General features: G+C 48.5%; 14 protein-coding genes. 7 read left to right on the top strand and 7 right to left on the bottom strand.

The features are described from left to right. Window positions 1–92 precede the first annotated feature (92 nt). The gene (locus ACE3K2_RS08850; RefSeq protein ID WP_421888994.1) at window positions 93–1,784 is read right to left on the bottom strand and encodes a hypothetical protein; all 1,692 of its coding nucleotides are present in this window, start codon (window positions 1,782–1,784) and stop codon (window positions 93–95) included. After that, complete coding sequence (locus tag ACE3K2_RS08845) at window positions 1,781–8,494, bottom strand: DUF7507 domain-containing protein (RefSeq protein WP_421888992.1); 6,714 nt, start codon at window positions 8,492–8,494, stop codon at window positions 1,781–1,783. The genes ACE3K2_RS08850 and ACE3K2_RS08845 overlap by 4 nt, the downstream gene beginning before the upstream one ends. 309 nt (window positions 8,495–8,803) lie before the next feature. Here ACE3K2_RS08845 and ACE3K2_RS08840 point away from each other — a divergent pair, with 309 nt between their 5' ends. Then, window positions 8,804–9,859, top strand: a complete 1,056-nt coding sequence (locus tag ACE3K2_RS08840; protein WP_421888990.1) for a GGDEF domain-containing protein — start codon at window positions 8,804–8,806, stop codon at window positions 9,857–9,859. Window positions 9,860–9,972: 113 nt separating this feature from the next. Here ACE3K2_RS08840 and ACE3K2_RS08835 read toward each other — a convergent pair whose 3' ends face one another. Together ACE3K2_RS08835 and ACE3K2_RS08830 are read right to left on the bottom strand one after the other, a co-directional pair. After that, window positions 9,973–10,494, bottom strand: coding sequence for a hypothetical protein (locus ACE3K2_RS08835; RefSeq protein ID WP_421888988.1), 522 nt, complete (start codon window positions 10,492–10,494; stop codon window positions 9,973–9,975). 71 nt (window positions 10,495–10,565) lie between these two features. Further along, window positions 10,566–12,209: a sensor domain-containing diguanylate cyclase gene (locus ACE3K2_RS08830; RefSeq protein ID WP_421888986.1), complete on the bottom strand. Its 1,644-nt coding sequence runs from the start codon at window positions 12,207–12,209 to the stop codon at window positions 10,566–10,568. A 456-nt stretch (window positions 12,210–12,665) separates the two neighbouring features. Between ACE3K2_RS08830 and ACE3K2_RS08825 the strand changes: the two genes are divergently transcribed. From ACE3K2_RS08825 to mnhG, 6 genes are read left to right on the top strand one after another with little or no spacing between them, the layout of a single operon-like run. Continuing rightward, window positions 12,666–15,620 carry a Na+/H+ antiporter subunit A gene (locus ACE3K2_RS08825; RefSeq protein WP_421891108.1) on the top strand — a complete coding sequence of 985 codons (2,955 nt, stop codon included), beginning with the start codon at window positions 12,666–12,668 and terminating at the stop codon, window positions 15,618–15,620. Window position 15,621: 1 nt separating this feature from the next. Continuing rightward, window positions 15,622–15,960 (top strand): Na(+)/H(+) antiporter subunit C, encoded by a 339-nt coding sequence (locus ACE3K2_RS08820; protein ID WP_036670645.1) that lies wholly within the window; start codon window positions 15,622–15,624, stop codon window positions 15,958–15,960. Next, window positions 15,953–17,431 (top strand): Na+/H+ antiporter subunit D, encoded by a 1,479-nt coding sequence (locus ACE3K2_RS08815; RefSeq protein ID WP_421888984.1) that lies wholly within the window; start codon window positions 15,953–15,955, stop codon window positions 17,429–17,431. Before ACE3K2_RS08820 ends, ACE3K2_RS08815 begins: the two co-directional genes overlap by 8 nt. A 6-nt stretch (window positions 17,432–17,437) precedes the next feature. Further along, window positions 17,438–17,914: a Na+/H+ antiporter subunit E gene (locus tag ACE3K2_RS08810; protein WP_421888982.1), complete on the top strand. Its 477-nt coding sequence runs from the start codon at window positions 17,438–17,440 to the stop codon at window positions 17,912–17,914. Continuing rightward, window positions 17,914–18,198: a Na(+)/H(+) antiporter subunit F1 gene (locus ACE3K2_RS08805; protein WP_017688855.1), complete on the top strand. Its 285-nt coding sequence runs from the start codon at window positions 17,914–17,916 to the stop codon at window positions 18,196–18,198. The genes ACE3K2_RS08810 and ACE3K2_RS08805 overlap by 1 nt, the downstream gene beginning before the upstream one ends. Continuing rightward, entirely contained in the window at window positions 18,182–18,574 is a 393-nt protein-coding gene (mnhG, locus tag ACE3K2_RS08800) for a monovalent cation/H(+) antiporter subunit G (RefSeq protein ID WP_017688856.1), read from the top strand. The genes ACE3K2_RS08805 and mnhG overlap by 17 nt, the downstream gene beginning before the upstream one ends. A gap of 121 nt (window positions 18,575–18,695) precedes the next feature. Here the strand turns inward: mnhG and ACE3K2_RS08795 are convergent, their stop codons facing one another. The 3 genes from ACE3K2_RS08795 to ACE3K2_RS08785 all read right to left on the bottom strand — a co-directional run bounded on the left by ACE3K2_RS08795 (window position 18,696) and on the right by ACE3K2_RS08785 (window position 23,360). Continuing rightward, entirely contained in the window at window positions 18,696–19,811 is a 1,116-nt protein-coding gene (locus ACE3K2_RS08795) for a rhamnogalacturonan acetylesterase (RefSeq protein WP_421891105.1), read from the bottom strand. Between the two features lie 108 nt (window positions 19,812–19,919). Next, the gene (locus tag ACE3K2_RS08790) at window positions 19,920–20,939 is read right to left on the bottom strand and encodes a dienelactone hydrolase family protein (RefSeq protein ID WP_421888980.1); all 1,020 of its coding nucleotides are present in this window, start codon (window positions 20,937–20,939) and stop codon (window positions 19,920–19,922) included. Window positions 20,940–21,128: 189 nt separating this feature from the next. Next, complete coding sequence (locus ACE3K2_RS08785) at window positions 21,129–23,360, bottom strand: MMPL family transporter (protein WP_421888978.1); 2,232 nt, start codon at window positions 23,358–23,360, stop codon at window positions 21,129–21,131. Window positions 23,361–23,370: the final 10 nt, after the last annotated feature.

Raw genomic sequence — 23,370 nt, 5'->3', positions numbered from 1 at the left:
ATTAGTATACCATTCATTTACGTTCGTGTAATGTCATGGCATCCAAGAATCAGCAAATTCCTCAGGCAAGTTACCTTAAACCGCGTTACCCCCTATTCTTCTCCATACTCTACAATAATGCTGTACTCATTCGATCGGGATTCGCCTGCCTGTTTTTGTCCATTCCATTCATATGTGTACCTGGCAATCAAGGCGCCTTGCAGCGTTCCCGTCTTTTCAGAAGCTAACTGCACGACATAGGAGATGTTCATTTCCGTTCCAGGCTCAATCTCACCCACATGTAGAACCCTGGGCGCGGAATACTCCGGAATATCCCATTGGATCTGACCCGCAGCTTGCCCAAGCCATCTGGAGCCCTCAGGCAAAATGCCCCCCAACTGCACGCGTGCCGGCACATTACCCGTATTCACCACACGTACCTGAAAAGTGACGGTGCCTCCCTGCTCGACCAATGTGGGTGTCACTTGAACATAAGCCTGAATTATCGGTGCTTTTAGTTCAACCACAGCTCCATTGGATGTAATCATCCGCTGTACTGACCGTGAATCCGGCAAGCGAAATGTATATCTCAGGCTAGCATGATTCACATACCTGTAATCATCAGGCATCGATTCATCTCGTTCTGCAAGTTTCGCTTCGAACTGAATATTCAGATTAGACCGGGCAGTCAACGTCCCCAGATTAAGCCCTTTAGTCAGATTGGTTCCGGGACGTTTAACCCCATTCCAGCCCAGACTGCCTTCTACAAATGACACACCTGTTGGCAATACATCCAGGAGGGTTCCATCCACCGCATAACTGCTTGCATTAGAGACGGTAATATTATATTGGACGGTATCCCCCCATGTGGCCGTTACCGGAAGCACACTTTTCACCACAGAGATCTGGGGCTGTATCACTTCCAAGGTAACTTGATTCGAGTAGACCGTCTCCTGCTGCCCTGCCGAGATATACGTCAGTACAGCTACACTTGATATTCCGTTTGCATCGCTTCCCCCTATAACCTGAACCCGATATTGTACCCTAACGGAGCTTCCGGGCAAAATCTCTCCAAGTTCTATGCCCGTATCAGGCGTCACTTGTGGCGCAAACATCTCATCTACTATGACACTGGCAGGTATAAAAACAATACCTTGTGGCCAAGAGATCGTTACCTGAGCACCCGTCGCTGTAATAAAACCCGGATTGCTCACGATGACGGTGTACATGATAATATCCCCGGAGAATGTTTGGCCCCGCTCGGCTTGCAGGCTGACTTCAAGCCGGGACGAGACCATACTCACCTCCACCGTGTTGGATATCTCCACACCTCTGACTGTCCTGCCTTCAGATGTCCCAAATTCATAGTTAATCTGGGCTTGATTGAGCAGCTTTAAGCCAGTGGGTATCCGCAACACCACTACTTGAAAATGATATCTCAACGTTGCTCCTGGCGCGATCTCTGCTGGAGGCAAACCGTGCTCCGGTGATACCCCCGGTAGTGGAATTCCATCACGTAATACACTATTGGGAAGAAGGGATGTTTCGGCAGATAAAGAATCCAAGACATGAACAGTAGCTGTACAATTGCCTGTGTTAACAATCTCGATCATATAGGTCAGGGACTGCCCCAGGGTAGCCATAGCTACATTGCATTCCTTTTTCACTTCCAGCCTAGGCCCGACCCATGGAGTAATCACTGTATTGGAATACGCCACCTGTTCCAGTTCAGTCGTACCCGAGCTGAATCGAACCAGCGACTGATTCTGAAGCCAGTGGGACAACGGACCGGAATTAGGACTCATAACACAACGACCTCTACTCGGAATGTAACAGTAACGGAAGCACCGGCAGCAATCGAACCAAGTGTAATTCCTGTATTTGGATTTCCGGTAGGTCTTGCTACACCATCTACGGTCACACTCCCCGTTACAAATACCGTTCCTGCCGGCACAGGGTCAACCATGACAACATTATTCACCACTTCAATGCCGCTATTGGTTACAACAACCGTATAGGTGATTACATCACCAACAACTGCATCAATGGCACTTGTGCTTTTGGCAACAACAACATTTGGTGCAGATACAGGAATCACCAGCACGTTCGAAGACACGCTTCCAGTCAACAGACGCCCATCCGGAGGACTAAAGGTATAGTTGGCAGTGGCCTGATTGATCAGCTGCTGATTCTGAGGCAATGAATCCACCGTAACTTCAAGTGTAACCGTCACATTCACTGATCCACCTGGCGGTATCGTACCCACCACAATTCCTGATTCCGGGTCGGCTCCTGGCTGTGGAACACCATCAATCAGAACACTGTTGGGAAGCAGTACAGCTCCAGCCGGTATATTGTCCGTTAAGGTCAAGTTGGCTGCAAGATTCCCACTATTGTTGATGGTGAAAGAATAGATGATGGTGTCACCAATTGTTGCGTTAGAGGTGCTGGCTGTTTTGCTTAATGCCACGATCGGCTGATAAATAGGTGTTACAACTATATTCGAATACGTAGCTCCAGAGAAAACACCAGATGTGAAACTTACAGAAGATTGGCTGCTCACTTGTGGTGGTGTTGGAAGTGAATTGACTCTAACCGCATATGAAACGGCAACAGAAGCTCCCGGAGCCAGCGTACCCAGAGCAATGCCAAGCGCAGGGTTGGCCAAGGCACGTGGGACACCGTCCACCAGAACACTGCCTGTAACAAATGTGGTAGCAGGGCTAATCGGATCTGTGATCACAATGTTGTTAACCGGGTCAATCCCGTTATTGCTCACAACCATCTCGTATACGATCGTGTCACCCACCACAGCGTCAATGACCGAGGTGGTCTTCACAACGCTGACATCTGGAGCAGATACTTGAATGTTGAGTGCGTTGGACGTAATCGTGCCTCCAAGTGTTCTTCCATCAGGTAATGTATAAGAAAATGTCGCAGAAGCCTGATTGGTGATGGACTGACTCAAAGGTAATGTCACAATTACAACAGAGAATATAACCGTGGTTGTTGTGGAGACAACCCCCAGTGGAATACCCGAAGCTGGATCAGCACCTGGTGCTGAAGCTCCATTAATAATGACACTATTCGGTACAAGTTCCGTTCCAGCCGGAATGGTATCCGTTAATGTGACAGATGCTCCGTAGTTTCCGGTATTGGTAATGGCAATGCTGTAGACCACCGTATCCCCGACAGTCGCTATAGCCTGATCTCCTGTTTTGACAGCAGCCAGAATAGGTTGGTACACCGGTGTTGTAATCGTGTTGGAGAATGTGGTGGCAGAGAATGCACCGGATGTAAAGCTCACAGTTGACTGGTTGTTCAAAACGGCACTTGCCGGAAGAGATGTAACCTGCACGCTAAATACAACCGTCACGGTTACGCCCGGTGCAATGGACCCCAGGGTTATGCCGGTTGAAGGGTTCGCACCCGGGCGCAGAACACCGTCAACAGATACACTTCCTGCCGTAAGAAGGGTACTTGCCGGCACCGCATCTGTAAAAATCACATTGCTAACACTTGCAATTCCGTTATTGGTTACGGCAATGCTGTACGTCACGGTATCGCCGACAGAGACAGCTGTAGATGTCGTGGATTTGACCACATCCACATCCGGTGCGGAAACTGAAATGGTAAGCACATTGGACAACACGGTCCCTGTAATACTCCGCCCGTCTGGCAATGTAAAGGATAACGCAACCGAAGCCTGATTCACGAGCTGTTGCGGGGTTGGCAATGTATCAATAACTACGGAAAACGTAATCGTAGTTGTAGCACCGGCAGCCACATTTCCTGAGGGAATACCCGTTGCCGGATTTGCGGCTGGTAACGGCTGACCGTTCACAATGACACTATTTGGAACAAGAATGGTACCGGCTGGCAGATTATCCGTCAGATTGATTTGTGCTCCATAGTTCCCCTGATTACTCACGGTTATCGTATAGCTGACGGTATCCCCGACAGTGGCATTTTGTGTACTTGCTGTCTTTTGAGCTGTAAGAATCGGTTGATACACCGGAGTGACCACGGTATTGGAAAACGTCGTGCTTGAGAACGCTCCAGAGGTAAAACTGACCGTAGAACGATTGCTCAACTGTCCTCCCGGTGGAATCTCATTGACCCTGACACTGAACGTCACGGTGGCGGATGTACCAGGTCCCAGTGTAGCAAGTGATATTCCACCTGCCGGATTGGCATTAGGTTGGACTACCCCATTCACGGTTACACTGCCTGTGTTGAAAGTCGCCCCAGCCGGAATCGGATCGGAAAATTGAATATTGCTTACCGGTGCAATCCCGCTGTTCGTAATCAAAATGGAATAACTGACTGTATCGCCAACGGCAGCAGCAGTTGATGAAGTGCTTTTAACCACCGCAACGTTGGGCGACGAGACCGGAAATGTCAGTGTATTTGAAGTGGCTGTCCCGGTTAACGTCCTTCCATCAGGAGGCGTAAATGTAAAGGATGACGTTGCAAAATTGCTGAGTTGCTGAGGCGATGGAAGCGAATTGACGACCACGGCAAATGTGACAACTGCTGTCGCTCCAGCGGCTACAACACCAACTGGTATACCTTCTCCAGGTGTTGCTCCCGGCTGTGGCACACCGGATACCACCACGCTGTTCGGAACAATCGTTGTCGCAGCCGGAATGGTATCGGTCACCGTTACATTGGCCTCCAGGTTACCGGCATTGCTGACCGTCACGGTATATACTACCGTATCACCTACAGTTGCATTAGTTGTATTCGCCGTTTTGACAAGTGAAATCTGTGGCTGTATGACCGGAGTCTGTGTGGTATTGGACGATGATGACCCCGAAAATGAACCGGATGTGAAACTGACCGTCGACTGATTGTTAATCTGCGAAGGGATCGGCATAGTTATCCTCACCTCAAAAGTTACGGTTACCTCAGCCCCTGGGGCCAATGTACCGATTGGAATGCCGGCGGTCGGATTGGAGAGCGGGAATGACGTCCCGTTCACAATGACACTTCCGGGTATAAATGGGGTGTTCGAAGGAAGAGGGTTCGCGTATACCACGTTGTTCACTGCTACTGTTCCGTTGTTACGAATGACTGAAGTATATCGAACGACATCTCCAGATACGGCGTAATCTACATTGTCACTGTTTACAATGCTTACATTCGGCAGGGATACGGGAATGGTGATTGTGTTTGATGATGCAAAACCTGAAATATTCCTACCGCTTGGAAGAGCATAGCTATAGGACGCAAGGGCTTGATTGATTAACTGCCTTGCATCTGGCAGACTTGTGACTGTTGCAAGGAAAGTGACTGTCGCGCTTGTTCCCGCAGCCAGTACTCCCAGACTGATGCCGGAGTTTGGGCTGATGCCGGGTACAGGAGAGCCATTAATGATGACACTGTTGGTATTAAATATTGCACCGGCAGGAACCGGATCTGTTAACGTAACCGTTGCTGCAATATTGCCTGTATTCGTAATCTGGATGGTGTAATTAAAGGTGTCCCCCACAGTTAGACTCGTTGTGCTAGCCGATTTGACTACTTGAATAACAGGTTGAAATACGGGCGTATTTACTGTCACAGATGAGGAGACGCCATTAAAACTGCCCGACGTAAAAGCTGTACTTGCCCGGTTGCTGACCGAACCTGAAGCGGGAACTGAGGTCACTCTTGTCTGATAGGTCACGGTTACATTCCCGGAGCTGTTCAACGTTCCCAAAGCAATGCCCGAAACCGGACTTGCATTTCTTGCAGCCGCACCATTAATTGTGACACTACCGGATACAAATTCAGAACCGACAGAAGGCGTATCTGATAGAATCAGATTCTGAACTGCCCCACTGCCAGAATTTGTAGTTACAACCGTATAAGTAAGCACATCTCCTACAGTGGCATTTGCTGTATTGACTGTTTTCGCAACGGATATGTTCGGTGCCGAAGCGGGAATACGAACGATATTGGACTGCGCACTTCCTGACAGATTACGTCCACTCGGGAGCTGGTACGTATAATTTCCCGTTCCCTGATTCTCCAATGTTGGCGGAGTTGGGAGCGTCGTCAGTGACGTACGAAATAATACTGTGGCGCTCCCGCCAGGCAGGAGACTCCCCAGCGTGATCCCGGTTAAAGGACTAACCCCTGGACGCGCGGTTCCATTCACGGTTACCGAATCAGGAATGAACGTGAGTCCTGCTGGGATCGTATCCGTCACGTTCACTTGTGCTGCGATATTCCCGCTATTCGACACGAACAGTGTATACACAACCTGATCTCCCAACGTCGCATTGGTCTCATTCGCCGACTTATTGATTGTAATCACAGGCTGGTATACAGGTGTAGTGATGGAATTTGAGTTAGAGATTCCGGTGAACGCGCCTGAACTATAAGATACGACCGCTCGATTAACGAACGAACCCGCAGTAGGCAAAGACTGCACATTAACCTGAAATGTGACGGTTGCGGAGCTTCCTGCTGTTAATGTACCCAGGGCTATACCACTGGCCGGATTAGCTGTCGTTACACTGGCCCCCCTGACAACCACACTTCCAGGTACGAAAGTTAGACCCGCCGGAAGACTATCGGTTAAGACGGCGTTATTTATCGTTTGTATGCCACCATTCGTCGTAACCACCGAATACGTAAAGGTCTCTCCAACAGCTACGTCTGTTACTGTTGTATTTTTCACAACGGATACGTTCGGTAAGGTTACCGGAATCGTCAGTGTGTTTGAAGCTAGCGTACCTGTTATGGTTCGCCCGTCAGGGGAAAGGAATGAATAGGAAGCCGTAGCCTGATCCACCAACGTAGGCGGTGTAGGAAGATTCGTGACCAGCACTTGAAAGGTTATCGTGGTTAAGCTTCCCGCTGCAAGGCTGCCCAAATTAACACCCGTAGCCGGATTGGCACCTGCGATGACAGTTCCGTTCACACGGAAACTCCCCGGAACATAGGTACTGCCACTTGGAATATTATCTGCGATGGTAACGTTGGCTCCAACGTTTCCCCCATTTGTCACCTGAAGTGTGTACGTCACCTGATCGCCAACCGTAGCGTTTGTTGTGCTTGCCGATTTCACAATGGACAGGTTCGGTGAATACACAGGTAGTGTAGAATTATTTGACGGAATGACTCCTGTGATAACCGGACCACCCGCAACGCTTTGAAAGGTAAATGCTGCATTTGCCGAATTCACCAATTGCAAGATTCTTGCGTCTTGACCGATCAGTGCCCGATAGGTCACAACAATACTGCTACTCAGATTTAAGGAACCCAGTGGTATGCCCGCTGTTACATCCAGCGTTGGGCGAGCCACTCCGGCCACCGTGACACTGCCAGGAATGAAAGTCAGACCCGGTGGTAATGTATCAGACAATACCACGCTGGCAGCACTGGCTGTACCTCCATTACTAATGGTTGCTGTGTACAGGACGCTATCTCCCGCAACCGCTCCCGTAGCCACAGAAGCTTTTGCCACTGTAATCTTGGGTGCATTGATATCAACTTGTATTGCATTAGCGTTCACAATGTACGCATCGCCTGAAGTCGTCAGCGTAAGCACGGCCGAGGATTGATTGTTAATCAGCCTGGCAGACACATCCACATTGGTAATATCCCAGCCTTGACGACCGCCGACAATGTTGGAACCCGGAGCACCATTCGTCTGATTTCGAGTTCCGAAAGTGCCCGTTGTGTTAAGCGCTCCCGTATCACCATTGATTTGGGATGCAAAGAAGTTCGCAGCCAGATTGTTGGGCCCGGATAAGGCCACTGAAGTCGCAGAGGTCGGCCCGAATAATGCCTGATCTCCTGTACGATTCGCATCACCTTCCTGGGCACTGAACAGTGCTCTTCCTCCGAGCGCACCGGAGAGGGGGGTTGCGAATCCTGTCAGTGTGGTAACTACCGGTGGTGAAGTGGATTGCACAAGTACGGCGCCTGCACGCAAAGACATGTTGCGAAAAGGGAGGTTGGGATTCTGATAAATAACGCCAAGCGTCCACCCCGCATGATTGGCTGTAGCATCATTCGTAATCACAATCGTTCCCACGACTGCTCCGGTGATATATGTACCTGCTCCCCCATTTTGTACAAGTGTCGTCACGTTGGCTGAACGTACATAACCCGCGGCGTTGTTACCTAGGTCAAACTGATTGTATGTCAGCGGGTCAGGTGTAACACTGAATGAACCTGCTGGGGTGATGAACGTTACCGGATTATTGATCGCTGAGCTCAGATTGACATTACCATTGATGTAACTTCCGCCCCAGATTAATTCCGCATACAGAACGGTACTTCCCGCAGGAAGAACAAGGATGGCAGCGGAACTGTTACTCTGGTACAAGCTTGTGGTTCCCAGTGGATAGGTGCCGTACTGGACGCTGGTGTTGGTTGTGGTAAAAGCTCCAATACTGTCCTGTGTTCCGGGTACCCCTGCTGTTTCCGAACGACTCAGTCCAAGCGTATTACCCGTAAACGTAATCGCTCCCGTAGCGTTGACGGTAGAACGAACGACAAGAGGAATGGAATTCACCTCCCCTTCAGCAAGAATTACAATCCTATGAAACGGAGCCTTTTAACAGTCTATGACGCTCTCAACAAAATTTGTATGTCCCTTCTCGGAAAGTTTCTGTCTTTCCAGGTAACATAATGTAAGCTTAGTTCTCATGTTTGAATATAATCATTTGCGTTTTGTTCATTGTGAATTATAATCATCATATACGAGAGTTATTCTGTCGTACCATTATGATGCAGTCAGCGGTGATATATGAAAAGTTCCCATATAAACAATAGCCACATTCCCACAGAATACGAGTTCAAGCATTCCAAATGGATTCAAAAAATGCTTCATGCCTACTGGGTTGTCATCCTTGCACATTTTGCCATTCAGGTTGGCTGTTTCCTGTTTCTGGTCTATGATCGCACACCACAAGATTTCTTGATAAATGTCCTGTTCTGGCCTACAGCCATCAGCAGTTCTTGCATTTTGTTCGCAAGTTGGGTTGACCGGCGCTTCAGCTCATATTCCTTTTACACCATGTCTATAGCCAGCACGGTTATCGCCTGGACAATTATTCATGTCAATTATGACATTCGGATTATATTAGCCATCTGCCTGTTGCCCATCTTCGCTTCGGTGCTGTTCTTCAATAAAAAGAGAGTCTGGGTTGTCTTTCTGATGCAAATGGCTGGTTACCTTCTGGTATTGTTTGATCCGGCCTATCGGTTGTACCTGTCTTCATTTGACATGGTATCCATCCCTGCTTTTCTAATCTTAGGTACATATGTAGCACAGGTTATCGTAACCAGTGGCGTTGAAGTGTTGGACGATCTTCAGGCCAGTATGCTCGCCAAGCAAGACCTTATTGTGCGAAATGCAATTATGACCAAACAGTCCAAGACTGATGGTTTAACTAACCTTTATAATCAAAGCTCATTTAAGGATTATTACGAAAAAGCATTTGAGTATGCGAACAGTGGCATGAGTCTGCATCTGGCCCTGATCGATATTGATGACTTCAAATCCATTAATGATACATATGGTCATCGGGTTGGAGACATCATTCTGGAGAAAGTGTCCCTGATTATTCAGGAAACCATTACCTCAAGTGACATTGCAGCACGGTACGGGGGCGAAGAGTTCGCCTTATTGATGTTTGAGCAATCTTTCAAGCAGGCCTATGCCTTAGTGGAGAGGATTCGTCAGAAGATTGCCCTGATGGGTCATCTGGAACTTGAAGGAGCTTCCATCACGGTGAGTATCGGTCTCAAAAGCTACAATCCTCATCTAAGTAAAGACAAATTGTTTGAGGAAGTGGATGCCTGTCTATATGCTGCCAAACGAACAGGTAAAAATAAAACCGTAACATCACTTGATCTGACTCCGTCTCCTTCGTAGAGAAAACATAAATAAAAAAGTTGTGCTGTACACCGGAATTCCGGTTTGTACAACACAACTTTTTTTGGTTTGCATATGATCAGCAGCCGATCCTCTTCATACGTCTAAAGTTCTCATTCCGCCCATTCCCAGCGGTGACGATTTTGCTCCAGCCTGGGGTGAAGATCACCTGATGGCCCGTCAATGATTAGACGCAGCTCTTTGATCCAATCCTTGAAGGAATCAAACGAAGCAAACATATTCGCCATTTCAGTTGTCATATACAAGAAATGAGGAGCCGGGTATTCCGCAGTGATATGGCGCAGTGCGCTATCTACAGGCGTATATTTCTTTCTCTTGCCCTCAAGCCCCTCCACACGTATACGTGAAGTTGGATGTTCCCGCCGCCAATCATGCAGGCGGTCTTCTCTTTTGTAATATGCTTGTATGGTATCCTTGCTCATTCGCTTAAACGTACTCTCGTGTAAAGGATACAGCACGAGCTGTATGAATGAACGACTATCCACTGTTACAGCAGCGCGTTCGAGTTGCTCATCCGTCACATGTTCGAACGAGTCATAAAAAGTCAGTGTGCCTTTACGGCTGGCTGCAGGTGGCTCATAACCGTAAGGTACCGATGTATATTTACTAGACATTTCACCCCTCCTTGTCTATACGCTGATACGCACAAAGGTGATTGGGATAACCCAGCTAATGTTATTATACGCTAATGATTCTGCTTCAACTCCGAATAAAATGTCATTCTGTTCTTGCCTGCACGTTTGGACTCATACAACGCTTCATCCGCCATCCGGATAATCTCACTTGGGTTGTTGCTGTTGGTTGGATATTCAGCCCCTCCGATGCTACATCCAATTCGAATTCGCTCGTATTCAATGATAAACGGCTTGTTCAGACTTTGAATGATGGCTTCTGCATAAGTGCTGGCTTCTTCCCTCGGATGACTTCCAACCGACTGAAGTACAATCAGGAATTCATCTCCGCCCAAACGGACCGTTATCCCCTTTTCCTGACCAAGAGCAGACAGACGCTGGGCCACTTTCTGTAACAGAACGTCTCCAACCTGATGTCCAAGCGTATCGTTGACACTTTTGAATCCATCGAGATCCAGATAGAGAAAGGTCAGCGTGTGATTTTCACTTTCGGTCTCCAGAGACTCCTCCAGATACACTTCAAGGGCAGTGCGATTCGGCAGACTAGTCAACTGGTCAAAATGCGCCAGATTCTGCATCACGACCAGCTCTGAGTTTTTATTCATGAGAGAGGTCAGCATATCACGAAGTGAACGGGATAACACTTCAATCTCCTTAATCCCCTTATTCTCGGGAATTTCAAGCTCTTCCCCTGCCCGGAGTCGGTTGGCCACTCTGGTAAGACGCACAAGCGGGGCAGAGATCAGACGTGAGACAACCCAGCCAATCAGTGCAAACAGCACAGTAACGGCAAGTCCCGCCCACACATTAAACCACATCAGGTCAAACACAGAAGCAAAAGCAGTCGACTTAACTTGACGAATGACTACAGTCCAGCCTAATCCGGGATAATCCAGATGACCCTGGCTGTAGGCAAACCCTGTCACATATTCCTTACCATCTGGCCACTCTTCAATGGACCAGCTGCTTTTGTTGCGCTGGGCCTCTTCAATGCCGGGTAATGCCAATGGTTTACCGATCCATTCCTTCGGCCCCAGCAGCACTGTACGTTCCTTTTTGCTTACGATAAAGAACTCAATGTCCTTTTCTTCTCTTTTCAATGGGGCAAGCACGGATTCTTCGACTTCCTTTGCCCATTCCCAGCTTAAATGCGCTGCAAGCACACCCTGAATATGTCCTTTGCTATCCTTCAGTGGAAAACTGATATCGACAAATTGCAACGGCTCACCCGTTGGATTTGGCAGCAGCTTGGCGAGAAGTACTGCGTTATGCACATCTCCAATGAATTTACCCTTGATCCCCTCCTGATACACAGGTCGCTCTGATAAATTTTCCCCCAGCAAGATCCCATCTGTCGCAGCTAACACTTCTCCCTTCGGGTTCATGAATCCAACCCATGAGAATGAGGGAAAGCTATCTTGTAGCTGATCCAGCAACATCTGAATCTCATCCGGTTGGAATCCATCTTCCAACGAAGCCATTCGGCCTAGCAGATCCAGCTCACCTGCGCGCGCGGACATAAACCGATCCAGTTTGTCAGAAGCTTGTGAGGCCGTACCTGTAAGTGAATGACCAATCTCTGTCTCTACAGCAACAAATGACTTTTTACTAAAAACAGATGCAATCGTCAAGGTAACCAGCAGGGATAACACAGCGAAGATGACAGTAAGCACAGTTCTGATCTTGAATGACATCATTTCCTCCATTACACGGTGAAACCATCTTGCTTTTCAACATAACTATGCTGCAAAGGGTACACGGAATGTCACCTCGGACGTGTCTCAAAACTCGCTGAAGTGCATCTTTTACCGCCTTTTCGCCCCCTGCTGCGTCACTTTCCCTTGACGTGCCCCGGCACGCCTGCGGAAAACTTCCTGGCTTGGAACGAAAATTCGGCAAAATCTGCTTCTTCGGAGTTTCAGACACGCCCTAATCGTTTTCATATTTATCGGAACTTGTGTGTTTTTTTATTATACATACCCATACAATTATTACTGAAATCTTCACCGTGTTTCTTCCATTCAAAGAATAGACACGATTCTGTATATACATACTTGGGTTATGAATATAGAGAGCAAGCATATCCTTTGAGGATTATGCGCCTGTATGTCACAGAGAGAGTAGTCGAAATACTAAACATTGGGGGTGTAATGTTGAGCCTGCTTCATGTTGCTGTTATTCTGCCTTTTGCCGCTGGCATTCTCCTTGCCATGCTGCATCGTTTATTCCGTAAATTACACTTGGGATGGCCGGTTCTCCTTATCCCGGCACTATTATTTGTATACTTTGGGAGTCTCATACCCGCTGTGTCAAAGCGCAATACCTTATCCGGAAATATCCCATGGATTCCTTCACTGGATATTGGGTTCAACCTGTATCTGGATGGTCTGAGCCTCATGCTGACACTGCTAATCACCGGAATCGGTGTCCTCGTTGTTCTCTACTCCATCTTCTACATGGATATGAAAGAAGCGCTAAACCGCTTCTACCTGTATCTGTTGATGTTCATGGGAGCCATGTTGGGCGTCGTGCTGTCTGATAATATGATCGTGCTCTACGGATTCTGGGAATTGACCAGCATCACGTCATTCCTGTTGATTGCATTTCATTACAAACGTAAAGCCTCGACTTCTGGAGCACAAAAGTCCTTCCTGATTACGGTATTTGGCGGTTTCGCCATGCTTACCGGATTCATGATGATGTATCTCATTACCGGAACGTTCAGTATTCGTGCAACCATTACAGGTCTGGGACAGTTTCAGGAAAGTGCACTATTCCTCCCAGCCCTTGTCTTAATCCTGATCGGGGCTTTCACCAAGTCAGCCCAATTCCCGTTCCATATCTGGTTGCCGGATGCCATGGAAGCCCCGACACCTGTCAGTGCCTATCTGCACTCAGCCACCATGGTCAAGGCCGGACTGTACGTTGTGGCCCGCTTTACACCGATCTTCGGTGGACAGGGACTCTGGTTCTGGCTCGTTACCGGCGTTGGTCTGCTGACTTTGTGTTATGGATCATTCCTGGCAGTGAAAAAAAACGATCTCAAAGCGATTCTCGCCTATTCGACCATCTCTCAACTTGGTCTGATCATGTCCCTCTTAGGGGTTGGATCTGCTGCTCTCTACTTCGGATATGGCGAATCCTCTGCGATGTACACGGTAGCAATAACCGCTGCGCTGCTTCACCTGTTTAACCATGCGACCTTCAAGGCCGCTCTCTTCATGGTCGTAGGGATAGTTGATCATGAAACGGGTACACGTGACATTCGAAAACTCGGTGGACTTGCTCCATTCATGCCAATTACATTCACCGTAGCATTGATTGGATCACTTGCCATGGCGGGTATTCCGCCTTTCAACGGATTCCTGAGCAAGGAGTTATTCTTCCAGGCAATGGTCGAAGTCACGCATCTGCGAATCTTTGGACTTGGGTCCTGGAGTGTTCTACTGCCGGTATTCGCTTGGCTTGCAAGTGTGTTTACCCTGATCTATGCGCTTATTATCGTGTTCAAAACATTCCTCGGTCGTAGCCAAAGCGAGATCCCTGCCGAGAAGCTGCACGAAGCGCCCGCTGTTATGATCATTCCGCCCGTTGTTCTAGGTGTTCTTGTCATTGTATTCGGACTCTTCCCGAATCTGCTGGCTGGATCACTGATTGAACCGGCAATGGCCGCTGTGCTTCCATCCCTCTTAAATGGGAATGAGCGCTTCGATGTACATTTCTCCCTGTGGCATGGATGGACTCCGGAACTGATCATGACGATCGGAGTTGTGATTCTCGGAATCACGCTCTACAAGCTGTTGCCACGATGGAGGAATATTTATGAGCATTATCCACAAGGATTAACGATTAACAATATGTACCATGTCGTACTCGATAATCTTCAGCATTATGCACGCAAATGGACGGAAGCCTATATGAATGGTTCGGTTCGTAGTTATCTCGTTTACATTTTTTCATTCACGGTTGCCTTGCTGGTCTACGCTTTCTTCCGTTCAGGAGAAAATATTACCTGGAATCTGCAGGGCAATGCACCCTTCTCATTTTATGAGGTCGTTCTGCTCGTCACGCTCATCGGTGCTGCGGTTTCGATTCCTTTTGCCAAGAACAGGCTGTCGGCAGTCATTATGACCGGAGCGGTTGGTTACATCGTAACCCTGCTATTTGTTCTGTTCCGGGCGCCGGATCTGGCGTTGACACAGATGATTGTTGAGACGGTATCTGTTGCATTGTTCCTGCTCTGCTTCTATCATCTGCCGGAGCTTCAACGTGGCAAATCAAGCCGCAGTTATCTCACGGTAAATATGATCGTAGCGATTGCAGTCGGTGTTGTGATGACCTTTGTTGCATTAGCTGCAAGCGGAACAGCATCACTGGACAGCATCTCTACCTTCTTCCTTCAAGAAGCGTATGACTCGGCTGGTGGTAAAAATGTTGTGAACGTGTTATTGGTAGATTTCCGTGGCTTCGATACGTTATTGGAGATTATGGTACTTGGTGTTGCTTCGTTATCCATCTACTCCATGATTAATCTGAACCTTGAAGCAAAAGATCTCGGAGCCCGCTTGAAGTTCCGTAAGAAGGACGAAAGCCAGGAATCCGAACCTGCGCTGGATGATGAAGCGGACAATACGAAAAAGTATGGTAACCGGGAACGCAGCTCATCCTCGTGGGATACCGTCCCCTTGCAGAGTAATGATGTATTGCTGCAAACGACCACTAAGGTCGTTGTGTTCATCATTCTGACGTTTGCCATGCACCTGTTCTTTGCAGGACACCACAATCCGGGCGGAGGTTTCATCGGCGGCTTGGTAACAGCGGCAGCGCTTGTGTTGATTGCCCTCGCATTCAGTACCGATACAATACGCAAAGCGTTACCCGTTGACTTCCGTGTTCTCACAGGGATCGGATTGGGTATAGCGTTACTTACGGGTGCGGGTTCATTTATTTTCGGAGTCCCGTTCCTAAGTCAAACCTTCGGCTATTTCGAACTTCCTTTGCTGGGAGAGACAGAACTCGCCACGGCCATGCTGTTTGATCTTGGCGTGTATCTCGCTGTCCTGGGTGTCACCATGACCATCATTCTACAGATCGGGGAGGATCGCTGATATGGAAATATTGATGTGTGTAGCCGTTGGCATTCTGTTTGCGGTTGCCGTCTTTTTAATCTTGTCGCGGAGCCTGCTCCGCATCGTACTTGGCATGTCTATACTAACCCATGGCGTGCATCTGCTCTTGATCACCATGTCACGTCTCAAAACTGGGGCACCACCACTGCTTGGGGAGATGGCTGAACGTTATGTCGATCCACTTCCTCAGGCTTTGATACTAACTTCAATTGTTATTAATTTTGGACTCACTGCGTTCTTCTTTGTTCTCTCATATCGTTCTTATCTGAAGCTGAAAACAGACGATATGGAAGAAGTAAGGGGGCGCCCATATGAATAATCTTGTCGTTCTGCCGATTCTGTTGCCTTTGATTACAGGCGTTCTGACTTTGCTCTTTTTCCGGAAAACAAATATCCAGCGAATCATTAGTGTCATCGGACTTTTGTTTACAGCAGCGGTCTCAACAATACTCATTACTCGTGTGACTCAAACTGGAGTTCTAACGCTGAATATGGGCGGTTGGGCACCTCCTTATGGTATTGTGCTTGTTGCTGACATGGTGTCTGCATTGCTTGTTGTTGCTGCATCCATCATTGCGCTGGCTTGTCTGCTGTATGCATTCCGCAGTGTAAACAAGGAGAGAGAAGAACATCACTTCTATCCGTTCTTTCATTTTCTGATCGCAGGAGTTAACGGTTCATTCTTAACCGGAGATTTGTTCAACCTATTTGTTTGCTTTGAACTGATGCTGATCTCTTCATACGCACTGATCGTATTGGGAGGTACGGAAAGACAGCTTCGGGAAACGATCAAATATGTCTTGATTAACATCGTTTCCTCAGCACTGTTTGTCGCTTCCATTGGCTTCCTCTACTCCATTACTGGCACACTGAACATGGCAGATTTATCCGTGAAAATTGCTGAAGTGGGACAGAGTGGGGTCATTACCTTAATTGCCGTTCTCTTCCTGATCGTATTTAGCATCAAGGCCGGACTGTTCCTGTTCTTCTGGCTGTCGGGCTCTTATGCGGCACCACCTGCTGTTGTCACTGCATTGTTCGCAGGATTGCTCACCAAGGTTGGCTTGTACGCCATTGTGCGAACATTCACACTGATCTTCTATCATGATCCTGATTTCTTCCATACACTGATCGGATGGATGGCTGGTGCAACGATGGTCCTTGGTGTCATCGGTGCGATCTCATACCGCGATGTGAACAAAATTCTCATCTATAACGTGGTCGCAGGTGTAGGTTTTGTCGCTTTTGGTATGGCTTCGGCCAGTCGCCCTGCACTGGAAGGTCTGCTCTTCTACATGCTGCATGACATGTTGATCAAAACATTGCTCTTCCTGCTCGGCGGTGCCTTGATCGCTGTTGCCGGAACATCCAAGCTCGACAACATGGGCGGGTTGATCCATCGTTATCCACTGCTCGGCTGGATGTTCTTCATTAGCGCACTTGCTCTGGCAGGCTTACCGCCATTCAGTGGTTTTCCGGGGAAGTTGCTTCTTTTTGAAGGCGGCTTGCAGGCAGGCTTGTATGGTCTGACCGGCATTGCGGTACTTTCGAGCTTGTTGATGTTATATTCGGTACTACGCATCTTCATACAAGCGTTCTGGGGCGAACCCCCTGCCGGGGTTGCAAGACGCCCTTACGCGGTGAACGGCCTGCTGATCCCTGCCGGAATTCTGTTTGTTTTCATCATCGTAATGGGTGTGGGGGCTGAAGGCATGTTCCAATTGACCTCCCGCGCAGGCGATATTCTACTGCATCCCAATATTTATATTGATGCCGTATTGAAGGAGTAGATGTCTATGGCCTTTCAGATTGTACTGAATCTTATCATTGCCTTTGTATGGATGTTTCTGAATAACGCCTGGAATGGTGTTGGTTTTCTCATAGGTTACCTGCTCGGACTGCTTCTCATCGGGGGGATGCGCAGATTCTTCCCCCAGCGTTTCTATATTGTGCGAGTCTGGGCCATCATTAAACTGGTTAATCTATTGTTCAAGGAATTGGTGCGTGCCAGTATTGAGGTTATACGCCAGATTATCAAGCCTAAGCTCGACATAAGGCCCGGTATTTTTACGTATAAAACTCAATTGTCCTCAGATTGGGAGGTCACCCTGCTCTGTCTGCTTATTTCATTAACACCAGGTTCTCTGCCACTTGAGATCTCAGGTAATCAACGCAAACTGTTTATCCACGCACTCGATATCAAGGATGAACAGAAAATGAGAGATGATATTCAAAATACATTCGAAAAAGCAATTATGGAGGTGACACGTTAATGTTATCCTCACTGTTGTTCATCTCCTTGCTCATCCTCTCCTTAGCCATACTAGGTTGCTTGTACAGGGTGCTTCGGGGACCATCCATGGCTGATCGGATCACAGCATTGGATACCATCGGTATCAATGTAATTGCCATCGTCGCCGTTCTGTCGATGATGCTGCAAACCCAAGCCTATCTGGATATCATCTTGTTGATTGGCATTCTCGCTTTTCTAAGTACGGTGGCATTTGCACGTTATATTGAACGGGGGGCGGTATTCAAAAATGATGGAGATCGTTAAAGTAGCCGCTGAAACAGCTATAGGTTTACTCGTACTGCTTGGTGCATTACTTAGTGCCCTCAGTGCGTTCGGACTTATTCGCCTGCCTGATGTATATCTGCGAGCCCATGCCGCAACCAAAAGTATGACACTAGGAGTCTTCTGTGTACTAAGCGCTACGTTTTTCTACTTCTGGTACTTCGATAACTATATCAGTGCCCGCTTGTTGTTAGGTATCCTGTTTGTATTCATCACGGCTCCGGTCGCCGGACATCTGAACGGACGGGCTGCCTATCGCACAGATGTACCGCTGTGGGAACAGAGCGTTCAAGATGAACTGGAACCCTTGTTAAAAGGTAAAAAAGTGAACCATGAAGCCAAGGACATGATGGAGTAATTCCCAGCCTGGGCATAACGAATACCCCCGAGGATCAGCCGCCCGTTTCGCGGTTTGTTCCGGGGGTATTTTTTTCATACACGGATCATATCAGCCATGATTAGAAGCACGATAAAGTGCGTCAGAATCCATTCAGTCCCTGTCTTCTCAAATCCGCAGCCACAATGCGAGCCAGCTCGGCAGCGCCTTGACGATTCGGATGCAGACTATCCCCTGTCATATACAGAGCGAGTGTTGCCGCCGGACCAATGGATGTGAAATAAGCCGAACTCAATTTATTCAACTCAACCAGGGTGACCCCCTCTTCCTGAGCCAGTGCACGGGTTGATTGGTTGTACCAGCGGTTCTCCGCTTGATGCACATTGGCTGTATTAAAGTCTGTTGCCCGGCCCTGAGGTGTGGAGAGAATGACCGTTGCTCCTTTGTTCTTCGCCTGGCGCACCATATCCCGCATAATCTCTTTGAACTGCGCCTCCGTTGTATTGTTCTTGGCATTGGTATCGTTAATACCGAATTGCAAAATAAAATAATCTCCCGGCTTGATATACTTGAGAATGGCCTCCATCTGACCATCATCGCGGAATCCTCTTGCAAACTGACCACTTGATGCCATATTCCGAACCTGGAAGGTAGCGTTGTTCACATAAGACGGCAACAGCTGTCCCCAACCCCCTTGTACACTGCTACCAAGCGGATAGTAATTGCAAACCGTTGAGTCACCACCAATGTAGATGGTGCGGTTGGTTACGGTCTGATTGGATAACTTCCGGATCTCGAGTGCACTGAGTGTAAACGCGGTGCCTTCCTTTCCTTCCGTAACCAGCAGATTTAGTTGCCCGTCGGTTATCGGAATTTGAAATTGATCCGTCGCCCCGTTGCCCGTCATATTAATGATCTGGTACACCCCTTCTGCCGCTACACTTGCTCTGGCTGTATTGCCCAGAACCACTTTGACCTCATATAGGCCATTGGACAGGTTCACATTAAAGGTATTGGTGCTCTTCGTGCCAAATGTCAGAAACTGTACGGCGTCACTCATCACTCCGCTTCCAGAGGCAGACACATTTCGCATATTGGCAGGTGTATTGAACCCGTACCCTTTGGTAGCCGTGTAGGCATCTCCCGCAGAAACGCCTGTGTAACCGCTCTCAACCGGACCCGAACCAAAATCAAATCTGTAATTGTCCGTTGCTGCCTCAGCGACTTGCCCTCCACTGCTTCCCAGGCCGATGCCCATCGTACTTGCAAACAGAACAAGACATAGCAAAAACTTTACCGATGTTGACCATTTCATCAATGAACTCTCCTCTCAAATCCATATTAAATTGGTGCATGCTCCACCACTTCACAGAACTTGATCAAGCCAGTCATAGGCCTTCGCTCCACTAATCTCATGTCCACCTGTAAAGAAATCCGCATCCAGTGATTCTGATGCTCCCGCCTGGTCATATATGTGTGTCAAACGCGCATACGCCTCTCTCGCTGCATGGATCGGGAACACCAGGTCATCACTTCCGGCTTCAATAAAGAGTGGTCTAGGCACAATCAAGCCGATGAGATCCGGCAACTCCGCTTCACGCAGGATACCTGGCACATAGTTGTCCAGACAATGGTTCCGATCCAATATGCTGCCCTGAAATGTATTTGCATAACCACTTACTACAGCTGCACGGAACCGTTCATCCAACGCGGCTGTAAATGCGGTCACCAGACCGCCGCCCGAGATACCCATGCTTCCGATTCGCTCTGAGTCCACTTCAGGTCGTGTTGATATATAATCCAGTACTCGTGTTGTTTCATATACCCGATGCCCGGCGAGGGTCTTCCCCACCATGAGCAGATGCGCGGCAATCTTCGTACAGGAACTTACCCCTGGTGGCGCATCACGGTCCTCTTTCAGTCTTCGATCACCAAACCCAAGCATCTCTGGAGCCGCAACCACATATCCACGCTTCACAAGAGCTACTGCAAAATCCTTGTGTAATCCGGGCTCTCCTGTCCGTGGTGACCCATCCGGTTCCATGCCCGATATCTCTCGACTACCGTAGCCATGTCCATGACAAGCAATGATAGCAGGTCTCTTAGTATCGGTAACGCTACCCTCACCTGGAATTAATAAATACACAGGCATGCGCAGTCCTGCATAGGTTGTGATGTCAATCCGCTCCCGAATATATCCGTCACATGTAATGCGCTCCAATAAGACAGGGTTCAGTGCTGCTACCATGGCAGGAAAACCGCCCAGCCGTTCTTTCATGCGAATACGTAACTGACTGCGCCATAATTCGAGGGGTTGATCTGCATGATACGCGGAACGACCACGGAGATTCGTTTGTTGTTGTAAATAGGCTTCAATATCCGACATGGGCCTGTGTCCCTCCTGTTTTTCATAGGTTAACGTAGATGAAAGACTGTCATATGGAATTAATCCCATCCATTATAGAACATCTAGGTCAGCCATGAATTGAACATGTTTGCCTGTTTTGAATAGAATCACACGATTTCTAGCCAAAAAGGATATCTCCAACCTGAAGACAGGTTACGGAAATACCCTTCATTTTATCTGACCCGGCAGCCACCAGTTCCACCTGCCCATTAATTTCATCAACGCAGGTACAAGTATTAACCGGATCAACGTAACGTCAATCAACACCGCAGCCGTGATCCCGATCCCTAACTGCCTCACACCTGCGACTTCAGCAAAAGCAAACGGTACGGTCACCGCAAGCAGTATTGCTGCTGCGGAGGTAACCAGACGACCTGTAGAAGCCAAACCCTGTTGGACTGCCACATCACTGTCTCCGGTTCGTCTATACACTTCCTGAATACGGCTCAACATAAACACACCATAATCCATGGATATGCCAAAGACCAATCCTGCAATGAATACAGGAATCATAATGGCAATGGCTGACGGCTCCATCCCCAGATGTCCTTCATTAAACACCCATACCAATATGCCAAATGAAGCCGCTAAGCTAAGCAGATTCATCACAATGGCTTTGATTGGAATGAGCAGCGATCGGAATGCAGCCAGTAACACAAGATAATTCGATACTACTACAAATACCAGCACTTTGGGCAGGTGACTTGTGACTTCCTGCATGATTTCAACCTGCTTGGCAGCTTCCCCGCCATAACGCAGTTTTACGTTGGTGGAACCCAGTGTATAATCGCTCTTCCTCATTCGCTCCAGCCATTCTGCCACCTGTTCCGAACCAGGCTCCCCGTCCACGGTGGCAATCAATCGAATGGAATGATCAGAGACCGTTGAACGAACCCATGCCGCCCTTGTTGATTCTTGGTCTACTGTAAAAGAAGTGAGCGACGACGGTGGAATTCCAAACATGTTTGGCAAGCCATTTTGATCTGGCTGTAATAGGCCCCATGGTGAAACAATGCTCCATACGTTCGAGTCCTGTAGAAGCTGACGTGTTTTGTTGTATGCCATCTGCCAATGAGAGGCAGTCAACCGTTCCTGCTGTCCGCCAATCACCATCTCGATGGTGGAGGTATTTTTTTGCCCCAAATCATGTTGCAACTGCTCTGCTGCCTGACGGGACTCCATTCTCTCTGGCAATGAAGAAGCATCCGGAACGGACAATTCCAGCCTGGTGACTGGATAGACACACAGAAGCAGCGCAACGGTACCTCCAATTGCCATGCGGACTGGTCGTTTCATGATCATTGCTGACCATCGATGCCAGACCGAGCGTCTGGGTAACGAATGAACTGACTTTCGTCTGATGACCCGATCCGCAGACAGTGACAGCAGAGCAGGCAGCAGCGTAACATTTAACAGTAACGATACAAACAGAACAATAATGGCCCCCAAGGAGACACTCAGAAACATCGGCAGTCTGATCCAGAGCAGACCCAGCAGCCCAAGGAGCACACAAGCTGCCGAGAATAACACTGCTCTGCCTGCTGTACGTAACGTTCGCAAAAGAATCTCGCTCTGCATATCCGGGCTTCTGCCCCGAACATTAGCTGCGCCTCCATCTTCATAGGCCCGCTGAACTTCCTCCCTGTACCTGCTCAGGATGATCAGGGCAAAGTCTATACTCAGTGCCATGCCCACCATGGGAATCACGTTGATGATAAAGTTGGACAATTCCAGATGATAACCAAGGAGAGTTGTGGCTCCCATAGCGGTAATCACTGCACTAATGCCCATCATAACAGCAATCCATGCAGCATATAGCCCCCTGAATGCAAAGTACAAAACGATTAGGGCTATCGGCAGGCCCACCATCTCTGCCCGTTCCAAGTCACGAAAGCTCAGATGATTGACATCCTGCTGCACGACATCCTTTCCTGTCAACTGGATCGTACCTGGACCGTCTGTTTCCAGCACAGCGCGCAACTGCTCAAGCGGAGGACCCATCTGATGCGGAGGTGCATCCATTTTCACCAGGACATATGCCCTGTTGTCTTGCAGCATTCCCCTGTTGCTAGGATCCAGAGGGGACGTAATAGAGGTTACCGCAGGCAACACTTGAACCTGTGTCAGACGATCCCTGATCCACTGCCGGAACGCTAACGGCGAGGTATTTTCCTTTTTCTCAAAAACCAGAATAACCGGATTAGCAGGAGAACCGAATTCGTCCTCCAGAACAAGCTCAACCGCTTGCGCCTCCCCGTGAACTCGTTTCAATCCGTGATCCTGGACAATGTCAGGCAACCTCCACGCCCAGACCGCTGACATCCCGATGATAAATACCCAGCAGAGAATAATGAACCGCGGATATCGGCTGATGAAGGCAGCAAGTCTGCGATAAGCCATACCTAAGCTC

It is taken from the genome of Paenibacillus sp., from assembly GCF_048976745.1.
Classification (GTDB): Bacteria; Bacillota; Bacilli; order Paenibacillales; family Paenibacillaceae; genus Paenibacillus.
Note: the sequence above shows the minus strand (reverse complement) of the source record. Positions and strands in the feature narration are given on the sequence as shown.

Bases quoted from the DNA above. Each gene is read 5' to 3' on its own strand.
- ACE3K2_RS08810 (WP_421888982.1), top strand. From the start codon at position 17,438: ATGGCCTTTCAGATTGTACTGAATCTTATCATTGCCTTTGTATGGATG.
- ACE3K2_RS08795 (WP_421891105.1), bottom strand. From the start codon at position 19,811: ATGGGCATCGGCCTGGGAAGCAGTGGAGGGCAAGTCGCTGAGGCAGCA.
- ACE3K2_RS08815 (WP_421888984.1), top strand. From the start codon at position 15,953: ATGAATAATCTTGTCGTTCTGCCGATTCTGTTGCCTTTGATTACAGGC.
- ACE3K2_RS08830 (WP_421888986.1), bottom strand. From the start codon at position 12,209: ATGATGTCATTCAAGATCAGAACTGTGCTTACTGTCATCTTCGCTGTG.
- ACE3K2_RS08790 (WP_421888980.1), bottom strand. From the start codon at position 20,939: ATGTCGGATATTGAAGCCTATTTACAACAACAAACGAATCTCCGTGGT.
- ACE3K2_RS08850 (WP_421888994.1), bottom strand. From the start codon at position 1,784: ATGAGTCCTAATTCCGGTCCGTTGTCCCACTGGCTTCAGAATCAGTCG.
- mnhG (WP_017688856.1), top strand. From the start codon at position 18,182: ATGATGGAGATCGTTAAAGTAGCCGCTGAAACAGCTATAGGTTTACTC.
- ACE3K2_RS08835 (WP_421888988.1), bottom strand. From the start codon at position 10,494: ATGTCTAGTAAATATACATCGGTACCTTACGGTTATGAGCCACCTGCA.
- ACE3K2_RS08785 (WP_421888978.1), bottom strand. From the start codon at position 23,360: ATGGCTTATCGCAGACTTGCTGCCTTCATCAGCCGATATCCGCGGTTC.
- ACE3K2_RS08820 (WP_036670645.1), top strand. From the start codon at position 15,622: ATGGAAATATTGATGTGTGTAGCCGTTGGCATTCTGTTTGCGGTTGCC.
- ACE3K2_RS08805 (WP_017688855.1), top strand. From the start codon at position 17,914: ATGTTATCCTCACTGTTGTTCATCTCCTTGCTCATCCTCTCCTTAGCC.
- ACE3K2_RS08840 (WP_421888990.1), top strand. From the start codon at position 8,804: ATGCTTCATGCCTACTGGGTTGTCATCCTTGCACATTTTGCCATTCAG.